Source organism: Comamonas sp. NLF-1-9 (assembly GCF_019195435.1).
Lineage (GTDB): Bacteria > Pseudomonadota > Gammaproteobacteria > Burkholderiales > Burkholderiaceae_C > Comamonas_C.
The window spans coordinates 1,508,979-1,527,444 of sequence record NZ_CP078069.1 but is presented as its reverse complement, the minus strand read 5'-3'; the positions used below and the strand labels follow the sequence as shown (position 1 = coordinate 1,527,444).

At 67.3% G+C, this 18,466-nt stretch carries 17 protein-coding genes; 13 read left to right on the top strand and 4 right to left on the bottom strand.

Features of this window, described 5'->3' with window-relative positions:
- The first annotated feature begins 2 nt into the window (after nucleotides 1-2).
- Entirely contained in the window at nucleotides 3-587 is a 585-nt protein-coding gene (locus tag KUD94_RS07405) for a biotin transporter BioY (protein ID WP_218236284.1), read from the top strand.
- A gap of 31 nt (nucleotides 588-618) precedes the next feature.
- Here KUD94_RS07405 and yihA read toward each other — a convergent pair whose 3' ends face one another.
- Nucleotides 619-1,344: a ribosome biogenesis GTP-binding protein YihA/YsxC gene (gene yihA / locus KUD94_RS07400; RefSeq protein WP_218236282.1), complete on the bottom strand. Its 726-nt coding sequence runs from the start codon at nucleotides 1,342-1,344 to the stop codon at nucleotides 619-621.
- 75 nt (nucleotides 1,345-1,419) lie between these two features.
- Between yihA and KUD94_RS07395 the strand changes: the two genes are divergently transcribed.
- The 3 genes from KUD94_RS07395 (at nucleotide 1,420) to KUD94_RS07385 (ending at nucleotide 3,798) form a co-directional block, all read left to right on the top strand.
- The gene (locus KUD94_RS07395) at nucleotides 1,420-2,040 is read left to right on the top strand and encodes a cytochrome c (RefSeq protein ID WP_218236280.1); all 621 of its coding nucleotides are present in this window, start codon (nucleotides 1,420-1,422) and stop codon (nucleotides 2,038-2,040) included.
- Nucleotides 2,041-2,161: 121 nt separating this feature from the next.
- Nucleotides 2,162-3,154: a protein-methionine-sulfoxide reductase catalytic subunit MsrP gene (msrP, locus tag KUD94_RS07390; RefSeq protein WP_218236278.1), complete on the top strand. Its 993-nt coding sequence runs from the start codon at nucleotides 2,162-2,164 to the stop codon at nucleotides 3,152-3,154.
- Complete coding sequence (locus KUD94_RS07385) at nucleotides 3,154-3,798, top strand: sulfite oxidase heme-binding subunit YedZ (RefSeq protein WP_218236276.1); 645 nt, start codon at nucleotides 3,154-3,156, stop codon at nucleotides 3,796-3,798. The genes msrP and KUD94_RS07385 overlap by 1 nt, the downstream gene beginning before the upstream one ends.
- Before the next feature lie 52 nt (nucleotides 3,799-3,850).
- Here the strand turns inward: KUD94_RS07385 and lysA are convergent, their stop codons facing one another.
- The 3 genes from lysA to KUD94_RS07370 are packed head-to-tail and all read right to left on the bottom strand — an operon-like array spanning nucleotide 3,851 to nucleotide 7,748.
- Nucleotides 3,851-5,140 (bottom strand): diaminopimelate decarboxylase, encoded by a 1,290-nt coding sequence (lysA, locus tag KUD94_RS07380; protein ID WP_218236274.1) that lies wholly within the window; start codon nucleotides 5,138-5,140, stop codon nucleotides 3,851-3,853.
- Nucleotides 5,137-5,358 (bottom strand): lipoprotein, encoded by a 222-nt coding sequence (locus KUD94_RS07375; protein WP_218236273.1) that lies wholly within the window; start codon nucleotides 5,356-5,358, stop codon nucleotides 5,137-5,139. The genes lysA and KUD94_RS07375 overlap by 4 nt, the downstream gene beginning before the upstream one ends.
- 17 nt (nucleotides 5,359-5,375) lie before the next feature.
- Entirely contained in the window at nucleotides 5,376-7,748 is a 2,373-nt protein-coding gene (locus tag KUD94_RS07370) for a penicillin-binding protein 1A (protein WP_218236271.1), read from the bottom strand.
- Nucleotides 7,749-8,001: 253 nt separating this feature from the next.
- Here KUD94_RS07370 and KUD94_RS07365 point away from each other — a divergent pair, with 253 nt between their 5' ends.
- The 9 genes from KUD94_RS07365 to KUD94_RS07325 all read left to right on the top strand — a co-directional run bounded on the left by KUD94_RS07365 (nucleotide 8,002) and on the right by KUD94_RS07325 (nucleotide 18,302).
- On the top strand, nucleotides 8,002-9,072 hold the full coding sequence (locus KUD94_RS07365; protein ID WP_218236269.1) for a pilus assembly protein PilM: 1,071 nt from the start codon (nucleotides 8,002-8,004) through the stop codon (nucleotides 9,070-9,072).
- Complete coding sequence (locus tag KUD94_RS07360) at nucleotides 9,069-9,677, top strand: PilN domain-containing protein (RefSeq protein ID WP_218236267.1); 609 nt, start codon at nucleotides 9,069-9,071, stop codon at nucleotides 9,675-9,677. Before KUD94_RS07365 ends, KUD94_RS07360 begins: the two co-directional genes overlap by 4 nt.
- A 2-nt stretch (nucleotides 9,678-9,679) precedes the next feature.
- On the top strand, nucleotides 9,680-10,366 hold the full coding sequence (locus KUD94_RS07355; protein WP_218236265.1) for a type 4a pilus biogenesis protein PilO: 687 nt from the start codon (nucleotides 9,680-9,682) through the stop codon (nucleotides 10,364-10,366).
- A complete protein-coding gene (locus tag KUD94_RS07350; RefSeq protein WP_255568643.1) occupies nucleotides 10,363-10,920 on the top strand; it encodes a pilus assembly protein PilP in 558 nt (185 codons plus the stop codon). The genes KUD94_RS07355 and KUD94_RS07350 overlap by 4 nt, the downstream gene beginning before the upstream one ends.
- Complete coding sequence (pilQ, locus tag KUD94_RS07345) at nucleotides 10,917-13,079, top strand: type IV pilus secretin PilQ (RefSeq protein WP_218239134.1); 2,163 nt, start codon at nucleotides 10,917-10,919, stop codon at nucleotides 13,077-13,079. Before KUD94_RS07350 ends, pilQ begins: the two co-directional genes overlap by 4 nt.
- A 28-nt stretch (nucleotides 13,080-13,107) precedes the next feature.
- A complete protein-coding gene (locus KUD94_RS07340; protein ID WP_218239133.1) occupies nucleotides 13,108-14,622 on the top strand; it encodes an Ig domain-containing protein in 1,515 nt (504 codons plus the stop codon).
- Between the two features lie 117 nt (nucleotides 14,623-14,739).
- Nucleotides 14,740-15,849, top strand: coding sequence for a 3-dehydroquinate synthase (aroB, locus tag KUD94_RS07335; RefSeq protein WP_218239132.1), 1,110 nt, complete (start codon nucleotides 14,740-14,742; stop codon nucleotides 15,847-15,849).
- A gap of 57 nt (nucleotides 15,850-15,906) precedes the next feature.
- Entirely contained in the window at nucleotides 15,907-17,088 is a 1,182-nt protein-coding gene (locus KUD94_RS07330; protein WP_218239131.1) for a deoxyguanosinetriphosphate triphosphohydrolase, read from the top strand.
- Nucleotides 17,085-18,302, top strand: a complete 1,218-nt coding sequence (locus tag KUD94_RS07325) for a CynX/NimT family MFS transporter (RefSeq protein ID WP_218239130.1) — start codon at nucleotides 17,085-17,087, stop codon at nucleotides 18,300-18,302. Before KUD94_RS07330 ends, KUD94_RS07325 begins: the two co-directional genes overlap by 4 nt.
- Nucleotides 18,303-18,466: the final 164 nt, after the last annotated feature.

The window sequence follows — 18,466 nt, the reverse complement described above, 5'->3', positions numbered from 1 at the left end:
CCATGCCCGAGACCCTGAGCCGCGAGCGCTCCCATGCGATGGTGCAGGTCGCTCTGTTTGCCGCGCTGACGGCGGTGCTGGGCCTGATTCCCAAGCTGGACTTGCCGTTTGGCGTGCCCATCACGCTGCAGTCGCTCGGGCCCATGCTGGCCGGTTGCTTTCTCGGGGCGCGGCGCGGCTTTCAGGCCATGCTCTTGTTCGAGCTTGCCGTGGCGGCCGGCCTGCCGCTGCTGGCGGGCGGACGCGGCGGGCTGGGGGCGTTTGCCGCGCCCACTTCGGGCTACCTCGTCGGCTTCATGCTGGCGGCGGCTGCCACGGGGCTGTTGATGGGCAGATTGCCGCGCGCCACGCCACTGCACGCGGCCATCAGCGCCTTCGTGGCATCGGCCGTCGGGGGTGTGCTGCTCTTGCACGCGAGCGGCATCCTCGGGCTGATGCAGTTTGCCGCCCTGCCGCTGCAAAAGGCTTTGCTGCTGGACCTGGCCTTCGTGCCGGGCGATCTGCTCAAGTGCGCGGTCTGCGCGATAGTGGTGCATGCCGTGGCCAAGGCCATGCCGGATTGGCCGCTGGGGGGCGGGCGGCGCTGAGGCGAGGCTGGCAAGCCCCGCGCGCCTTGCCTCAGGCCTCTTCGGGCGGCGCTGGCGGTGCAGACTCGGGAGTCGCCGTAGCGTTCGACTCGGGGCGGGTCCATTGCCAGAGCAACTGCGCCACTTCTTCGACCCCTTGTTTGCTCAGCGCGGAAAACAGCCGCACCTCGCCGCCGCCGGCCTGCAGCCGGGTGATGGACAAAGCCTTGGCCTGCTGCGCGCGCGTGAGCTTGTCGGCCTTGGTGAGCAGCACCAGAAACTTCAGCCCCGCCTGCACGCGCGGTCGCAGCGCGTCCAGCAGCGCTTCGTCGAGCTCGGTCAGGCCCAGGCGCGGGTCGCACAGCAGCACGAAGGCGCTGAGGCTTTTGCGCTGCACCAGGTAGTTGAGCATCACGCGCTGCCAGCGCAGCTTGTCCTCGCGCGATACCGCCGCATAGCCATAGCCGGGCAGGTCGGCGAGCACCGCCTCCAGCGCGCCCTGGCGGCCGAGCGCAAACAGGTTGATGTGCTGGGTGCGCCCCGGCTTCTTGGAGGCGAAGGCCAGTTGACGTTGCTGCGCCAGGGTGTTGATGGCTGTGGACTTGCCCGCGTTGGAGCGGCCGACGAAGGCGATCTCGGGCACCTGCACCTCGGGCAACTGGTGCAGCTGGGCGGCGGTGGTGAAAAACCGGGCGGTGTGCATCCAGGCCATGGCGGCGCGGCCATCGATGGCGACGGGCGCGGCGCTGCTGGTGTCGGCGGGGCTGGATGGCGGCATGGAAGGCGTCGAAGGGCAATGGGCGGCATTGTAGAATCCGGAGGTTTTTGCGCCTGTAACCTCAAGACCGTCCCTATGAAGCTGATTGCCTCCCTGCTGATGTCTGCCGCGCTGGCGGTTTCCTCGGTCAGCGCCATCGCCGCTGATGGCCCGGCCAAGCCCGACCCAGCCCAAGGGGAGGCCAGTTACACGGCGGTGTGCGCTGCCTGCCACGGGGCCGACGGCAATTCCATGCTGCCCAATACCCCCTCGCTGGCGCAGCAGTTTCCCGAGTACCTGGCCAAGCAGTTGCACGAGTTCAAGTCCGGCAAGCGCGAGGATGCGGTAATGCAAGGCATGGCCGCCACGCTGGACGATGCGGGCATTCTCAACGTCTCGGCCTGGCTCGGCGCGCAGAAGGCCAAGGACGGCGCTGCCAAGAATGCCGAGCTTGCAGCGGTGGGTGAGCGCATCTACCGCGGCGGCGCGCAAGACCGCGGCGTGGCCGCCTGCGCCGGCTGCCACAGCCCCAACGGCGCGGGCATTCCGGCGCAATACCCGCGCCTGGCCGGTCAGCATCAGGACTACACCATCAAGCAGCTGGCCGAGTTCCGTGACGGCAAGCGCGCCAACAGCGCGACCATGCACGACGTAGCCAAGTACCTGACCGACCGCGAGGTGCAAGGCCTGGCGGACTACATCGCCGGATTGCGCTGATTTGCGGCGGGCGCGGAACACCGCGCCGCCCGGGACACTCCAATGCAGGCAGGCCGCCTACGGGCGCCTGCCTGTTTTTTTGCGTCCGCGCTGGCGCGGGCGGCTCTAACGGAGACCGGCCATGTTGCTGCTGCCCCAGCCTGGCGAATCGACAGCCATCCATCCCAGCGAGATCACGCCCGAGCCGCTTTACCTGCGCCGGCGCTCCTGGCTGCGCAAGGCAGGCACGGCAGGCGCGGGGCTGGCGCTGGCGCAGTGGCTGCCCGCCGCTCAGGCGCGCCAGATCGCCCAGGAGGATCTGGCCCCGCTCAAGAGGGAACCCTCGAAGGTCGACGCGGCAATGACCATGGAGCCGATCACGCGCTTCGAGGATGCCACCGGCTACAACAATTTCTACGAATTCGGCTCCGGCAAGACCGATCCGGCAGAGCATGCGCACCGCCTGCGCACCCGGCCCTGGACGGTGGAGCTGGGCGGCCTGGTGCACAAGCCGCAGACGCTCGATATCGACGCGCTGCTGCGGCTTGCGCCTATGCAAGAGCGCATCTATCGCCTGCGCTGCGTCGAAGGCTGGTCCATGGTGATTCCCTGGGTCGGCTATTCGCTGTCGGCCTTGCTTGCGCGGGTGCAACCCATGGGCAGCGCGCGCTACGTGCAGTTCGAAACCCTGGCCGACAAGGCCAGCATGCCGGGCGTGCGCAGCGCCATCCTGCAGTGGCCTTATGTGGAGGGCCTGCGCCTGGACGAAGCCATGCACCCGCTGACGCTGTTGGCCTTCGGCATGTACGGGCGCGTGCTGGCGCCGCAAAACGGCGCGCCGCTGCGCGTGGTCGTGCCCTGGAAATATGGCTTCAAGAGCGCCAAAAGCATCGTGCGCATCCGTCTGGTGGAGCAGCAGCCGGCCACGGCCTGGAACGTCGCCGCCCCGCAGGAATACGGCTTTTATTCCAACGTCAACCCCGAGGTGGCGCACCCGCGCTGGAGCCAAGCCACTGAGCGGCGCATAGGCGAAGGGGGCTTGTTCGCCAAGCGCCGCACGACGCTGCCGTTCAACGGCTATGCCAACCAGGTCGCCGGGCTCTATGCGGGCATGGATCTGAAGAAATATTACTGATGGCGGCGCGCCAATGGCAGACGCTGGCAGGGCGCGCGCTCAAACCGGCGCTGTTTGCCCTGTGTCTGCTGCCCGCGCTCTATCTGGCCTGGGGCGCGGCGACCGATGGCCTGGGCGCCAACCCTGCCGAGCGCCTGATCCGCAGCAGCGGCGACTGGACGCTGCGCCTGCTCTGCGCCACGCTGGCCGTAACGCCTCTGCGCCGGCTGCTCGGCTGGCCGGCTCTGGCGCGGGTGCGCCGCATGCTCGGCCTCTTCAGCTTCAGCTATGCCTGTCTGCACCTGCTGTGCTATGCGGTGCTGGACATGGGGCTGGAGATGCCGGCCATCGTGCGCGACGTGCTGCAGCGCCCCTTCATCCTCCTGGGCATGGCCGCGTACGCGCTGCTGCTGCTCTTGTGGGCGACCTCGTTTGCCCCGGTGATCCGGCGCCTGGGCGGGCGCAGTTGGCAGCGGCTGCACCGCAGCATCTATCTGGCGGCGCTGCTGGCCCTGGCGCACTTCTTCCTGATGCGCGCGGGCAAGCGCGACTTTGCCGAGGTGTATGCCTATGGCGCGCTGCTGGCGGTGCTGCTGGGCGCGCGGCTGCTGTGGTGGATGCGTGCGCGCCGCGGCGCAGGCTCCCACGCCGCAACACTATCGTAAATATAGCTTGAAGCGCTTGTCCAGAAAGGGCTGGAGCCGGTTTTGATCTGGATTATTCGTCTGGCAGCAGGCGCTCGGCACGGAAGATGTCGCTGATCGCTTCGCGCTCGCGGATCAGGTGGACTTGCGCCCCATCGACCAGCACTTCGGCCGGACGCGCGCGGGTGTTGTAGTTGCTGCCCATGGCGCTGCAGTAGGCGCCGGCCGACAGCACCGCCAGCCGGTCACCAGGCTGCACCGCCAGGCTGCGCTCGCGTCCCAGCCAGTCGCCGCTTTCGCAGATCGGGCCGACCACGTCGTAGGTCTGGGGTGGCGCGGACGAGCTTGGGTCCAGCGGCACGATGGCGTGGTAGGCCTCGTACATCATGGGGCGCGGCAGATCATTCATCGCCGCATCGACGATGCAGAAGTTCTTCTGCTCGCCGGGCTTGAGGTAGAGCACCTCGGTCAGACACACGCCGGCGTTGCCCACCAGCGAGCGCCCGGGCTCGACCATCAGCAGGCGCTGGCCGTAACCGCGCTGGTCCACCTTGGCCAGCAGCTTGGCCCAGAGCGCATCGGCTGCGGGCGGGGTGTCGCCCTGGTAGTCGATGCCCAGGCCGCCGCCGAAGTCGATGTGCTCGAGCCGCGTGCCCTGGGCTTCCACCGCCTGCACCAGGTCCAGCACCTTGTCCATGGCGTCCAGGTAAGGCGTCTCTTCGGTGATCTGCGAGCCGATGTGGCAGTCTATGCCCTTGACCTGCAGGCCCGGCAGTTGCGCCGCACGCCGGTAGGTGGCCAGCACCCGCTCGTGCGCGATGCCGAACTTGTTGCCCTTGAGCCCGGTGGAAATATAGGGATGGGTGTGGGCATCGACGTTCGGGTTCACGCGGATGCTCACCGGTGCGCGCGTGCCCAGCGCCTGGGCCACGGCGCTCAGCACCTCGAGTTCGGCTTCGCTCTCGACGTTGAAGCAGGCGATGCCCGCCTGCAGCGCCTGGTGCATCTCGCCGCGCGTCTTGCCGACGCCGGAAAACACTACCGTGGCCGGATCGGCGCCGGCGGCGAGCACGCGCTGCAGCTCGCCGCCCGAGACGATGTCGAAGCCACAGCCGGCGCGCGCGAAGACCTGCAGCACGGCGAGCGAGGAGTTGGCCTTCATCGCATAGCAGATGCGCGCGCGGCGGCCGGCAAAGCCGCGCTGGTAGGCGGCCAGCGCGTCGAGCATGGCTGCGCGCGAATAGACGTACAGCGGCGTGCCGTACGTCTGCGCCAGGTCGGCAAGGCGCACGTTTTCGAGCTGCAGCGTGCCGCCTCGGTAGTGCAGGTGCGGGTGACCGGGCAGGGGAGCGGCGTGGTTCATGGTTGCTTGCGGCGCGCGGAGGCCGCGTCTTGCGTGGTCTGCGGGGCAGGCCCGGCCGTGCTGGCGGGCGCGGTGACGGGCGTGGCTGCGGTGGCGGGGGCGGGCGTTTCGGGCGCGGGCAGGTAGAGCGGGCCGCGCTGCCCGCAGGAAGCAAGCGCCACGCTGCTCGCCAGGAGGCTCAGGCGGACGGCAAGGGAGGCGTGCCGGGAAGGGGACATGGCCTGCGCTCAGGTGCTCAATTGCGAAACAGGTCGAGGATGCGGTTGCGCTCCTCGCTCGTGGGGCGCACCGGGGTCGCGTCCTCGCTTGCGCCGCTGCCATCGAGCAGGCTGGCCACACCCGCGCCGCGTGCGTATTCGTCGTAATACCACTCGCCGCCGACATTGGTCACGCCCGGCGGCACCGTGGGCTGGGTCACGGGCACGCTCTTGAGCGCGTACTGCATGAAGTCTATCCATACCGGCAGCGACAGGCCGCCCCCGGTCTCGCGGCTGCCCAGGTTGCGCGGGGTGTCGTAGCCTATCCAGGTGACGGCCGCAAGCGTCGGCTGAAAGCCGGCGAACCAGGCGTCCACCTCGTCGTTGGTGGTGCCGGTCTTGCCGTACAAGTCGGGGCGCTTGAGCGTGGCCTGGGCGCGCGCCGCCGTGCCTGAGCGCGCGACTTCCTGCAGCAGGCTGTCCATCACGAAGGCGTTGCGCGCGCTGATCGCCTGGGGCAGGGTGTCGGCTGCCGGCGGCTGGTATTCATTGAGCACGTTGCCCTGCTGGTCGGTGATGCGCGCGATCAGGTAGGGGTTGACCAGGTGCCCGCCATTGGCAAACACCGAATAGGCCCTGGCCATCTGCAGCGGCGTGACCGAGCCTGCGCCCAGCGCCATCGTGAGGTAGGCCGGGTGCTTGTCCGCCTCAAAGCCGAAATGCGTCGCCCAGGTCTGGGCGGTCTTGGGGCCTATGGCCTGCAGCACGCGGATCGAGACCATGTTCTTGGACTTGGCCAGGCCGGTGCGCAGCGGCATCGGGCCGTCGTACTTGCCGTCGTAGTTCTTCGGCTCCCAGGGCTTGCCGCCGGTCTGCTCGGCGCTGAAGTACAGCGGCGCGTCGTCCACCATGGTCGAGGGGGTGAAGCCTTTTTCCAGCGCCGCCGAATAGATGAAGGGTTTGAAGCTGGAGCCAGGCTGGCGCCAGGCCTGCGTGACGTGGTTGAACTTGTTCTTCTCGAAGTCGAAGCCGCCGACCAGCGCGCGGATCGCCCCCGAGCGCGGATCCATCGCGACAAAGGCGCCTTCGACCTCGGGCAACTGGGTGATCTCCCAGCTCTGCTTGGGCGTCTGCACGATGCGCACCACCGCGCCACGGCGCAGCTTGATCTCGGCGGGCGCCTTGGCCGCAAGCCCCGACTGCACCGGCTTGAGGCCGTCGCCGCTGACCTCGATCACCTGGCCGTCGGGGCGCGCCACGGTGACCTTTTTCGGCTCGACCTGCAGCACCACGGCGGCCAGCACCTCGCCGTTGTCCGGGTGGTTCAGCAAGGTGTCGTCGATCACGTCTTCCGCCGCATCGGCCTGCTCGGGCAGGGAGACGAAGGCCTCGGGCCCGCGGTAGTGCTGGCGCCGCTCGTAATTCATGATGCCCTGGCGCAGCGCCTTGTAGGCCGCGTCCTGCTCGCCCGCCTGCAGCGTGGTGTAGACGTTCAGGCCGCGGGTGTAGGTGTCCGGGCCGTACTGCGCGTAGACCATCTGGCGCGCCATCTCGGCCACGTACTCGGCGTGCACGCGGGTGCGGCTCTCGCCGGGGCTGCGCAGCTTCAGCGGTTCGGCCTTGGCCTCGCGCGCCTGCTCGGCGCTGATGAAGCCGTTTTCCAGCATGCGGTCGATGATGTAGAGCTGGCGTGCGCGGGCGCGCTTGGGGTTGCTGATCGGGTTGTAGGCCGACGGCGCCTTGGGCAGCCCGGCGAGCATCGCCGCCTCGGCGACGGTGATCGACTTGAGCGGTTTGCCGAAGTAGGCCTCGGCGGCCGCCGCAAAGCCGTAGGCGCGGTTGCCCAGATAGATCTGGTTCATGTAGATCTCGAGGATCTGGTTCTTGCTCAGCAGGTGCTCGAGCTTGAAGGTCAGCAGCAGCTCGTAGATCTTGCGCGTGAAGGTCTTTTCCGAAGACAGATAGACGTTGCGCGCCACCTGCATGGTGATGGTGGATGCGCCCTGGCTCTTGACGCGGCCCAGGTTGGCCAGCACCGCGCGCGCCACGCCCTTGTAGTCGACGCCGCCGTGCTCGAAGAAGCGCGCGTCCTCCACGGCCAGCACCGCATCGGTCATGACCTTGGGAATGTCCGGAATGGGCGTGAGGTTGCGCCGCTCTTCGCCGAACTCGCCCAGCAGCGCGCCTTCGACGGAAAACACCCGCAGCGGCAGCTTGGGCCGGTAGTTGGCCAGGTCAGAGACGTCCGGCAGCTTGGGGTAGGCCATGGCCAGGCCAATGGCCACCAGCAGCGCCGCCGCCAGCACCCCTGCTGCGGCGAGGCCGGCCAGCCAGGCGAGCAGGCGCCAAAGCCAGCGCCATGCGCGGGCTTGGCGGGCGGGAGGTCGGGTGTGCTCGGGGTCCGAAGGCATAAGGGCTTGGCAATGGCGAACCGGCGATTATAGAAATGCGCGCCCTGCAGCGGGTTACAGTGTGAAGCGGCCCGCGCGGGCGCGCGAGCGCGCCGCCCGCGGCGCTGCGCATTCGTCAGCTTTTGACAACGTCCCTTCGGTAAAAACGTCTGGAAAGTCTTTCCTGCATAACAACTTTGCTGCTAGCATGCAAGTGACGTGTCAACTTTGATTGCACGCTTTCGAATATCCACCGGGGGGCATCTTGATTTCAATGGGGTCGTTGTTCAGTCGCCAGCCGGCCCCTTTGTTGGGCATAGACATCAGTTCTTCGAGCGCCAAGCTGGTTGAACTCGGGCGTGACAAGGCTGGTGCTTGGGTGCTCGAGCGCTGCGTGATCGAGCCCCTGGAGCCGGGCTGGATCTCGGACGGCAACATCGAAAAGTTCGATGAGGTCGCCGAAGCCGTCAAACGCCTGGTCAAGAAGAGCGGTTCACGTACCAGGAACGTGGCCATGGCCTTGCCTTCCTCGGCGGTGATTTCCAAGCGGATCACGCTGCCCGCGGACCTGACCGACCAGGAGATGGAGGTGCAGGTCGAGTCCGAGGCCAATCAGTACATTCCCTTCTCGCTCGATGAAGTCAGCCTGGATTTCTGCGTGGTCGGCCCGAGCAAGAATGCCCCGGGCGATGTGGACGTGCTGATTGCCGCGTCCCGGCGCGAGAAGGTGCAGGACCGCGAGGGCCTGGCCGAAGCCGCGGGCCTCAAGCCGGTGGTGATCGACGTCGAATCCCATGCGGCGCGCCTGGCCGCTTCGCGCCTGGTGCAGGCCATGCCCAACCAGGGCGTGGATGCGGTCGTGGCCTTGTTCGAGGTCGGCTCCATGACCACGAGCATGCAGGTCATGCGCAACGAAGAGGTCTTGTACGAGCGCGACCAGGGCTTCGGCGGCGCCCAGCTCACCCAGCACATCGTGCGCCAGTACGGCTTTTCGCTGGAAGAGGCCGAAGCCAAGAAGCGCAACGACGACCTGCCCGAGGACTACCGCAGCGCCGTGCTGCAGCCCTTTGTCGAAGGCATGGCGCAGGAGATCGGCCGCGCGCTGCAGTTTTTCTTCACGAGTACACCCTACAACCGGGTCGATCGCATCCTGATCGCCGGCGGCTCCGCCGCCCTGCATGGGCTGACCGATGCGGTGACCGCCGGGACCGGCTTTGCCGCCAGCATCGTCAACCCCTTTGAAGGCATGGAAATCGGCAGCGCCGTGCGCGTCAAGAAGATGGCGCGCGAGGCGCCCGGGTATCTGACGGCGTGCGGCCTGGCCATGCGGAGGTTTCTGCCGTGATCCTGATCAACCTCCTTCCGCACCGCGAGGCCGCGCGCAAGCGCCGCCGCGAGACCTTCCAGGCGCTGATGCTGCTGTCGGCCATCATCGGCCTGGCGATCGCCGGCGCCATCTATCTGTGGTTTCAGGCGGCGATAGACAACCAGCAGGCGCGCAACAACTTCATCAAGAGCGAGACAGCCGTCCTCGACAAGCAGATCAGCGAGATCGCCAACATCGAGGAAGAAATCACCGCGCTGCGCGCGCGCCAGAAAGCGGTGGAAGACCTGCAGGCGGACCGCAACCTGCCGGTGCACATGCTCAATGAGCTGGTGCTGCAACTGCCCGACGGCGTCTATCTGACCAGCCTGTCGCAGACCGGGCAAGTCGTCACGCTCAAGGGCATGGCGCAGTCCAACGAGCGCATCTCCGAGATGCTGCGCAACCTCTCGGACAACACGCCCTGGTTCACCAAACCGCAGTTGGCGGAGATCGTCGCGGCGAACATCTCGCTGTCGGCGCGCGACCAGCGGCGCGTGGCCTCGTTCACGCTGAGCTTTCACCTGGCGCGCAGCGCCGAAGCCAAGAAGGCCATGGAAGCGGCCAACCCCGCCCCGAGGAAGTGAAGATGGCCACGAGAAACAAGAACCAAGGGATGGATTTCGCCAAGCTGCAGGCGGATCTGGGGCGCCAGTTCCAGAACCTCGACCCCAAGGACCCCTCGCTGTGGCCGGTGCTGCCGCGCGTGCTGCTGTGCGTGTTCATCGCGGTCGGCGTGGCCGCGCTGATGTGGTTCGTGATGCTCTCGGACTACCAGGACGAGCTGCAGGCCGAACAAGCCAAGGAGCAGACGCTCAAGGACGACTACCAGAAGAAGCTGGTCAAGGCGGTGAGCCTCGATCTGCTCAAGAAGCAGCGCGCGCAGATACAGCAGTACGTGCTGCAGCTTGAAAAGCAGTTGCCCAGCAAGGCGGAAATGCCGGCCCTGCTGTCGGACATCAACCAGTCGGGCCTGGGTCGCAGTCTGCAGTTCGAGCTGTTCCGCCCGGGGCAGATCATCACGCGCGACTACTACGCCGAGCTGCCGATCGCGGTGCGCGTGACCGGTCGCTACCACGACATGGGTGAATTCGCGGCCGATGTGGCCAAGCTCTCGCGCATCGTCACCTTGAACGATCTGAAGATCGCGCCGGCCAACGACAAGGACGTGGGCTCGGGCCTGCGGATGGACGCGACCGCGCGCACCTTCCGCTACCTGGACGCGAGCGAGATCGAGGCGCAGAAGCAGGCCACGGCGAAGGGCAACAAGAAATGAGCAGTCGTACCCTGATATTCGGCGCGCTGTGCGGTGGCGCCATCGTGCTTGCAGGCTGCCAGCCGGCGGGCCAGGACGATCTGCGTCAATGGATGGCCGACCTGCGCGCCAACACCAAGCCCCACGTCACGCCGCTCAAGGAGCCGGTCGAATTTTCTCCGCAGGGTTACCTGGCGGGCGACGGCATCGATCCGTTCAACGCGCAAAAGCTCACCCAGGCGCTGCGCCGCGACACGCAGGAGAGCGCGGGCAACGCCTCGCTGATCGCGCCCGAACTGACGCGCCGCAAGGAGCCGCTTGAAGCCTACCCGCTGGACACCGTGACCATGGTGGGCAGCATGGTCAAGAGCGGCAAGCCTACCGCGCTCGTGACAGTGGACAAGATGCTCTATCAGGTGCAAGTGGGCAATTATCTGGGTCAGAACTACGGAAAGATCATGGCCATCAACGAAACCAGCATGCAGGTGCGAGAGATAGTCCAGGATCAATCCGGCGATTGGGTGGAGCGCATGACGACGCTTGAGTTGCAAGAGGGAACAGGGGCAAAGAAATGATGAAGCGCACGACGATCCACTATTCGCGCGCTGCCTTGGTGCTCGGCGCAGCCCTGTGGGGCGGCCTGGGCATCTCGGCCGCACACGCTGCAGGGGCCATAGAGTCGGTTACCGGCTACGTCCAGGGCGGCGCCGAGGTGCTGCGCATCGAGCTGTCCGAAGCGCCCAGCCAGCCGCCGGCGGGCTTCGCGATCCAGAGCCCGGCGCGCATTGCGCTCGATTTCCCCGAGGTGACCAACGCGCTGGGCCGCTCGCTGGTCGAGATCAACCAGGGCAATCTGCGCACCGCCAACGTGGTGCAAGTGGGGGACCGCACCCGCGTGGTGCTCAACCTCAAGCAAGCCACGTCGTACAAGACGCAGCTGCAGGACAAGACCGTGCTGGTGTCGCTCGATCCGGTTTCCAGCACGAGCGCCGCAAGCACGTCGAGCTCGCCCGCGCTGCTTGCGCCGACGAGCAGCGTGGCCAGCTCCGAGGTCACCGCGCTCAGGGATCTTGATTTCCGGCGCACTACCGACGGGGCCGGTCGCGTGGTGTTGCAACTGGGCAGCAGCGAAGTCGGCGTGGATATCCAGCAGCAGGGCAAGGACCTGGTGCTCGACATACCGCACACCTCGCTGCCCGAGGGACTGCGCCGGCGCCTGGACGTCACCGATTTCGGCACCCCCGTGCAGACCATCGCGGCCGAGCAGCGCGGTGAGCGCGTGCGCGTCACGATCAAGGCCGTGGGCGACTGGGACCACAGCGCCTACCAGAGCGACCAGCAGTTCGTGGTGGAAGTGCGCGCCAAGAAGGTGGACGTCAACAAGCTCGCGCAGGGGCCGAACTACACGGGTGAGAAGCTCTCGCTGAACTTCCAGAACATCGACGTGCGCTCGCTGCTGCAGGTGATCGCCGATTTCACCAACTTCAACATCGTCACCTCCGACACCGTCACCGGCGCGCTGACCCTGCGCCTGAAGGACGTGCCCTGGGACCAGGCGCTGCAAATCATCATGGACGCCAAGGGCCTGGGCATGCGCAAGACCGGCACGGTGCTGTGGATCGCGCCCAAGGACGAGATCGACGAGCGCGAAAAGAAGGACCTCGAAGCCATCAAGGCCAAGCAGGGGCTGGAGCCACTGCGCTCGCAGGCCTACCAACTCAACTACGCCAAGGCGACCGATCTGGTCGGCCAGCTCACCGGCCAGTCGACTGCCGGCGGGGGCGGCGGGGGCTCGGGCCAGAACCGCTTCCTGTCCGAGCGCGGCAGCGTCATGGCCGAGCCGCGCACCAACCAGCTGTTCGTGACGGACATTGCCAGCAAGCTCGAAGAGGTCACCAAGCTGCTGCAGTCGCTGGACGTGCCGGTGCGCCAGGTGATGATCGAGGCGCGCATCGTCGAGGCGCGTGACACCTTCGGCCGCTCTCTGGGCGTGCGCCTGGGCGGCGGCGATCTGCGCGCGCAAAAGGGCGGTGACGGCGGCTACAACCTGTTTGGCGGCAACCGCCTTGCCCTGGGTACCAACTACAGCAATGCCACCAACTCCACCGGTTTCGGCGGCCCGGTGGACGTGAGCGGCAACTTCGTCAATCTGCCGGCCAAGCTGTCGGGCGACACCAGCCCCGGCTCCTTCGCGCTGTCCATCTTCAACGCCGCGGCCAACCGCTTCCTGTCGCTCGAGCTCTCGGCGCTGGAAGCCGACGGCCAGGGCAAGATCATCTCCAGCCCGCGCCTGATCACCGCCGACCAGACCAAGGCGCTGATCGAGCAGGGTACGGAATACCCGTATTCGGTCACCGCGCCCAATGGCGCGACCACCATCGCCTTCAAGAAGGCGGTGCTCAAGCTGGAGGTCTCGCCGCAGATCACGCCCGAGGGCAACATCATCCTGAACCTGGACGTCAACAAGGACAGCCGCGGCGAAGACACCGGCCAGGGCGTGGCCATAGACACCAAGCACATCACCACCCAGGTGCTGGTGGAAAACGGCGGCACCGTCGTCATCGGCGGCATCTTCGAGATGGAAGACACCAGCCAGGTCAACAAGGTGCCCTTCCTGGGCGACGTGCCCATCGTTGGGAACCTGTTCAAGAACACCACCAAGACCGCCGAGAAGCGCGAAATGCTGGTCTTCATCACGCCCAAGGTCATTTCCGAGCGCGGGCCGATACGTTGAATCCTTGAATCATCCAAACGGGGAAGACATGAAAATTCTGAAGATTGCGGCCTTGTCGGCCGCCAGCGCGATCGGCCTGGTGGCCTGCGGCGGGGGTGGTGGCAGCCCCGGTGACACCAACACCGGCTATGAAATCACCTTGCGCGCCGAACGTACCCAGCTTCCGCTGAACATCGACAACGTCGGCCCGGGCATAGGCGTATCGGCGCCCTACACGACCGTGCTCTACGTGCGCGCGACCAAGAATGGCACCCCCATTCCCGGGGGAGAAGACATCTTTGGCTGCACCATCGCCTATGGCCTGTCGTCCGGGTCGCTGTATTACCTGGACGGCAAGGACGAGCACATGCACGAAGTGAAGCTGCCCGATGGCAGCACCGTCAAGGTACCCAGCCCCTTCCGTACGATTGATCTCGGCGCCAACGCCGGCGGCAATTCTTTCCACTTCCATGCGGGTGACCAGGCGGGCACGGCGACCATCGTATGCGCCGTGGGTGACCCGAGCGACAAGAGCAACCCCTCGGCCAGCATAGACATCACCGTGGGAGCAGCCACGGGGCGTGCCGCCAGCATCCGCGGCGTGGCACTGACCCCGGTGCTGACGACCCAGGGCAACGCCATCAATGGCGCAACCTCTACCGCAATCCAGGCGCGGGTGCTCGACGACGCCAACCAGCCCGTCGACGGCGCCAACATGCAGGTGGAGATCATGGGCGGCAGCGGCGCGGTCGGCGCCCGCTTGCTGGCCGGCCCGCAGTCGGGCGGGGTGGTTCAGGTCGGCACGACCGCGGGCGTCGGCTTGTTCAGCCTCTCCAGCGGCACGCAGCAAGGCAGCATCGTGCTGCGCCTGACGACCGACCGTGCCGATGGCAACGTGGCCAACGGCATCCAGGATCCGATCGTGCAGACGCTGGTCGTGATCGTGTCCAACCAGATCGCCACCGATCCGGTGACCATTGCCGCGGCCACCTTGCCCGATGCCCCCTACGGCGTGCCCTACGCCTATGCCTTCAGCGCCAGCGGCGGTCTGGCGCCCTACACTTGGTCGGTGTCCGGCAGCCTCCCTGCGGGAATGGCCATGAGCTCGGATGGCGTGCTCTCCGGCACGCCCAGCGGCGGCATGGGCGGGCAGTTCAACTTCGTGGTTCGCGTTACCGACAGCCAGGGCAAGAGTGCCAGTGCCAATGTGGCATTGAAGGTGGGTGACCCGCCCGTGGTGCCGAAGCTTGCGATTGGCGGCTGTACGCCGGGGGCAACCTGCACTCTGCCTCCTGCAGAGGCGGGCTCCTCATACAGTTATACGTTCTTCACCACCGGCGGTAGTGGTGGCACGAAGACGTGGCAGTTGATGGGCTCCGCGTCTGGAGTGACTTTGGACGCCGCGACAGGCAAGCTCGATTGGGCTGCGCCTGCGTGCCCAGCGGCTCCCGCCGGAACAGCCCCGGGGCCTACGGTGTTGGTGAGGGTAGTAGCTGGTAGTGACATTGCGGAGCAATCCGTGAAGATTCCAGTGACGCAAGCAGGCGGCGCGGCCTGCCCGTGATCGCCAAGGGCTGCTTCTAAACCAGGAAAGCCCCCGGTACGCCAGTGCCGGGGGCTTTTCACGTCCCCTGCGGCATCATTGCCGCTTCGTTTGAACATCCATCGTCCCGCCTTAGCCATGACCGCCATCCATCACACCGTTGCCATCGAGCTGGGAGAGCGCAGCTACTCCATCGAGATCGCCGACGCTTTGATCACGCAGGACCATGCCCAAGGCCTTGCCTTTCCTGCGGCAACGGCGGCCATGATCGTGAGCAACACGCTCGTGCAGCCGCTCTACGCGCAGGCCCTGGCCGAGCGCCTGCGCCCGCACTATGGGCGGCTGCACACCGTCACCCTCCCCGACGGCGAAGCGCACAAGGACTGGCAAACCCTCAACCTGATCTTCCAAGCCCTGCTCACCCACGGCTGCGACCGCAAGACGGTGTTGTTCGCGCTCGGCGGCGGGGTGGTCGGTGACATGACCGGCTTTGCCGCCGCCTGCTACATGCGCGGCGTGCCCTTCGTGCAGGTGCCGACGACCTTGCTTGCGCAGGTGGACTCCAGCGTCGGCGGCAAGACCGCGATCAACCATCCGCTGGGCAAGAACATGATCGGGGCCTTCTACCAGCCGAGGCTGGTGGTCTGCGACCTGTCCACGCTCGATACGCTGCCCGAGCGCGAGCTGTCGGCGGGCCTGGCCGAGGTGATCAAGTACGGGCCGATCGCCGACATGGCCTTTTTTGACTGGCTGGAGGCGCACATGGACGCGCTGCGCGCGCGCGACAAGGCGGCGCTGGCGCACGTGGTCAAGCGCTGCTGCGAGATCAAGGCCGATGTGGTGGCGCAGGACGAGCGCGAATCGGGGCTGCGCGCCATCCTCAACTTCGGCCACACCTTCGGCCATGCGATCGAGACCGGCATGGGCTATGGCGTGTGGCTGCACGGTGAGGGCGTGGCAGCGGGCATGGTGATGGCCGCCGAGCTGTCGCTGCGCCTGGGCCTGGTCGACGGCCGTTTCGTGCAGCGCCTGCGCGCACTGCTTGCGCGCGCCGGTCTGCCCACGCAGGCGCCGGTGCTCGATGCGCAGGACAATGCGGGGCGCTACCTGGAGCTGATGCGCGTGGACAAGAAGGCAGAGGCGGGCGAGATCCGCTTCGTGCTGATCGACGGCCCGGGCAGGGCGCTGGTGCGGCCGGCGCCGGACGCGCTGGTGCGCGAGGTCATTGACGCTTGCTGTGTGGCTTGACTTCTGTTTTGATAGCTGCTTGCGCTTGCTGGGCGGGCGTTTGGACCGTATTTTGTCATGAATAGTGTTCTTGCGCCCTACGCTTGCGATCCGGCGCATACGCGCGGGCGGCGCTGGCCGGTGGCGCCGGACGCCACGCGCAGCGACTACCAGCGCGACCGCGACCGCATCGTGCATTCCTCGGCCTTTCGTCGGCTGGAGTACAAGACCCAGGTCTTCGTCAACCACGAGGGTGATCTGTTTCGCACGCGCCTCACGCACTCGCTGGAGGTCGCGCAGCTCGGCCGCTCGATCGCGCGTTCGCTCAAGCTCAATGAAGACCTGGTGGAGGCAGTCTGCCTGGCGCACGACCTCGGGCACACGCCGTTTGGCCATGCGGGGCAGGAGGCGCTCAACGACTGCATGCGCGACTGGGGGGGCTTCGAGCACAACCTGCAAAGCCTGCGTGTGGTCGACCGGCTGGAGCAGCGCTACCCCGCCTACGACGGCCTGAACCTCACCTTCGAAGCGCGCGAGGGCATCCTCAAGCACTGCTCGCGGCGCAACGCCGAGCAGCTTGAGGCGCTGGAGCCCGGCGGCGTGGGCGAGCGCTTTGTGCTCGGCCGCCAGCCCAGCCTGGAGGCGCAGCTGTGCAATCTGGCCGACGCCATCGCCTACAACGCGCACGACGTGGACGACGGCGTGCGCTCCAACCTGCTCTCGCTGGAGCAGCTCGCCGAGGTGCCGCTGGTGGCGCGCTACCTGGCCCAGGTGGCTGAGCGCTATCCGGCGCTGAAGGACGCTGCGGCGCTGGCACGCGGCGAGCGCCGGCTGCTGTACGAAACCATACGCCGCATGCTCAGCGACCAGGTGTACGACGTGATCGCGACCACCGGCGCGGCGGTACAGGCCGCCGCGCCCGCAAGCGTGGATGCGGTGCGCGGTCTGCCGCCGCTGGTGGCGTTTTCGCCGGCGATGCGCGCCGATGTGCAGCAGTTGCAGCGATTTCTGCTTGCCAAGCTCTACCGCCATCCGCAGGTGCTGGCCACCATGGACGCGGCCCAGCAGGTGGTGCGAGAGCTGTTTGCCGCCTACCGGGGCGATGCGCGGCAACTGCCCGCACGCCAGGCAGCGCACGCCCGGGCCGCCGCGGGCGAAGCGCGGCGCATGCGCGTGGTGGCGGACTTCATCGCCGGCATGACAGACCGCTTTGCGCTGCGCGAGCACGAGCGCCTGACCGGTCGGCGGCTGCTTGCATGAAGCCTGCGGCCGAGCCGGGCGCGCGCATCGCGCTGGTCGTCATCCTCGCCGGGGTGGCCGCCGCCCTGCATGTCGCCAAGCTGCCGCCGGCGGTGCCGGTGCTGCAGCGCGAGCTGGGCATCACCCTGGTGCAGGCCGGCTTTCTGCTGTCGCTGGTGCAGCTCGCCTCGATGGCGCTGGGCATCGTCGCCGGGCTGGTGGGCGATGGCATCGGACTGCGGCGCAGCATGCTCACGGGCCTGGGACTGCTCACCGCGGCCGGCTTTGCCGGCGGTTTTGCCGACGGCGTGCAGGCGCTGCTGCTGCTGCGCGCGGTCGAGGGCCTGGGCTTTCTCATGACCACGGTGCCCGCGCCCACACTGATCGCGCGCAGCGTGCCGCCCGCCAGCCGCACGCGGGTGCTGGGCTTCTGGGGCACCTTCATGCCGCTGGGCACGGCGCTTGCGCTGCTCACCGGGCCCGACGTCATGGCGCGGATCGACTGGCCGGGCTGGTGGTGGCTGATTGCCGCGATCTCGCTGGCCATGGCCGTCTGGCTTGCGCTCAGCGTGCCGCCCGACCCGCCGCGCGCCGGCGGCGACCACGGCTGGCCCAGGCGCCTGCGGCGCACGCTGGGCGCACGTGGGCCCTGGCTGTTGGCGCTGACTTTTGCGGTCTATTCCGCGCAGTGGCTGTCGGTGATCGGTTTTTTGCCCGTGCTCTATGCCGCCTCGGGCTGGAGCGGCACGCTGGGCGCGGTGCTGACCGCGGGTGTGGCGGCGATCAACATGGTAGGCAACGTGGCGGCCGGGCGCCTGCTCTCGCGCGGCGTGGCGCCGCGCCGGGTGCTTTGGGCCGCGTTTGGCGCCATGGCGCTGGGCGTATTCCTGGCGTTTGCCACGCCAACGGCGCAGGCGCCGCTGCTGCGCTATGGCGGAGCGCTGCTGTTTTCCTGTCTGGGCGGCATGATTCCGGGTGCCTTGTTCGGCCTGGCGCCGCGGCTGGCGCCGGACGTGCAGACCGTCTCGCCCACCATGGGCTGGATGCTGCAGTGGTCGGCCATAGGCCAGTTTGTCGGCCCGCCCTTCGTCGCTTGGGTAGCGAGTCTTGCGGGCGGCTGGCAGTGGACCTGGCTGATTCTGGGCTCGTGCAGCCTGTGTGGCGCAGGCCTGGCCTGGGCGCTGCAGCGGCAATTGCAGCGCAGCGAGGCGCAAGCGGGCGCGGCCGGTGCTTGAATGGTGCGGCGCTGGTTGGCCCAAGACCGGCAGCGCACGAGACACGCAGCCGCAGCAAGATCTGGGTGAAAGATGGAAATGAAGAGTGTTTTTGGCCTTGAAGCCTTGATGGACAAGCGCTGCAAGCTACAGTTATTGAAGCGTTTCATCGGCTTGCCCGGTAG

Coding starts and splice junctions, on each gene's coding strand:
- KUD94_RS07405 (WP_218236284.1), top strand. CDS start 3: ATGCCCGAGACCCTGAGCCGCGAGCGCTCCCATGCGATGGTGCAGGTC.
- yihA (WP_218236282.1), bottom strand. CDS start 1,344: ATGCCGCCATCCAGCCCCGCCGACACCAGCAGCGCCGCGCCCGTCGCC.
- KUD94_RS07395 (WP_218236280.1), top strand. CDS start 1,420: ATGAAGCTGATTGCCTCCCTGCTGATGTCTGCCGCGCTGGCGGTTTCC.
- msrP (WP_218236278.1), top strand. CDS start 2,162: ATGTTGCTGCTGCCCCAGCCTGGCGAATCGACAGCCATCCATCCCAGC.
- KUD94_RS07385 (WP_218236276.1), top strand. CDS start 3,154: ATGGCGGCGCGCCAATGGCAGACGCTGGCAGGGCGCGCGCTCAAACCG.
- lysA (WP_218236274.1), bottom strand. CDS start 5,140: ATGAACCACGCCGCTCCCCTGCCCGGTCACCCGCACCTGCACTACCGA.
- KUD94_RS07375 (WP_218236273.1), bottom strand. CDS start 5,358: ATGTCCCCTTCCCGGCACGCCTCCCTTGCCGTCCGCCTGAGCCTCCTG.
- KUD94_RS07370 (WP_218236271.1), bottom strand. CDS start 7,748: ATGCCTTCGGACCCCGAGCACACCCGACCTCCCGCCCGCCAAGCCCGC.
- KUD94_RS07365 (WP_218236269.1), top strand. CDS start 8,002: ATGGGGTCGTTGTTCAGTCGCCAGCCGGCCCCTTTGTTGGGCATAGAC.
- KUD94_RS07355 (WP_218236265.1), top strand. CDS start 9,680: ATGGCCACGAGAAACAAGAACCAAGGGATGGATTTCGCCAAGCTGCAG.
- KUD94_RS07350 (WP_255568643.1), top strand. CDS start 10,363: ATGAGCAGTCGTACCCTGATATTCGGCGCGCTGTGCGGTGGCGCCATC.
- pilQ (WP_218239134.1), top strand. CDS start 10,917: ATGATGAAGCGCACGACGATCCACTATTCGCGCGCTGCCTTGGTGCTC.
- KUD94_RS07340 (WP_218239133.1), top strand. CDS start 13,108: ATGAAAATTCTGAAGATTGCGGCCTTGTCGGCCGCCAGCGCGATCGGC.
- aroB (WP_218239132.1), top strand. CDS start 14,740: ATGACCGCCATCCATCACACCGTTGCCATCGAGCTGGGAGAGCGCAGC.
- KUD94_RS07330 (WP_218239131.1), top strand. CDS start 15,907: ATGAATAGTGTTCTTGCGCCCTACGCTTGCGATCCGGCGCATACGCGC.
- KUD94_RS07325 (WP_218239130.1), top strand. CDS start 17,085: ATGAAGCCTGCGGCCGAGCCGGGCGCGCGCATCGCGCTGGTCGTCATC.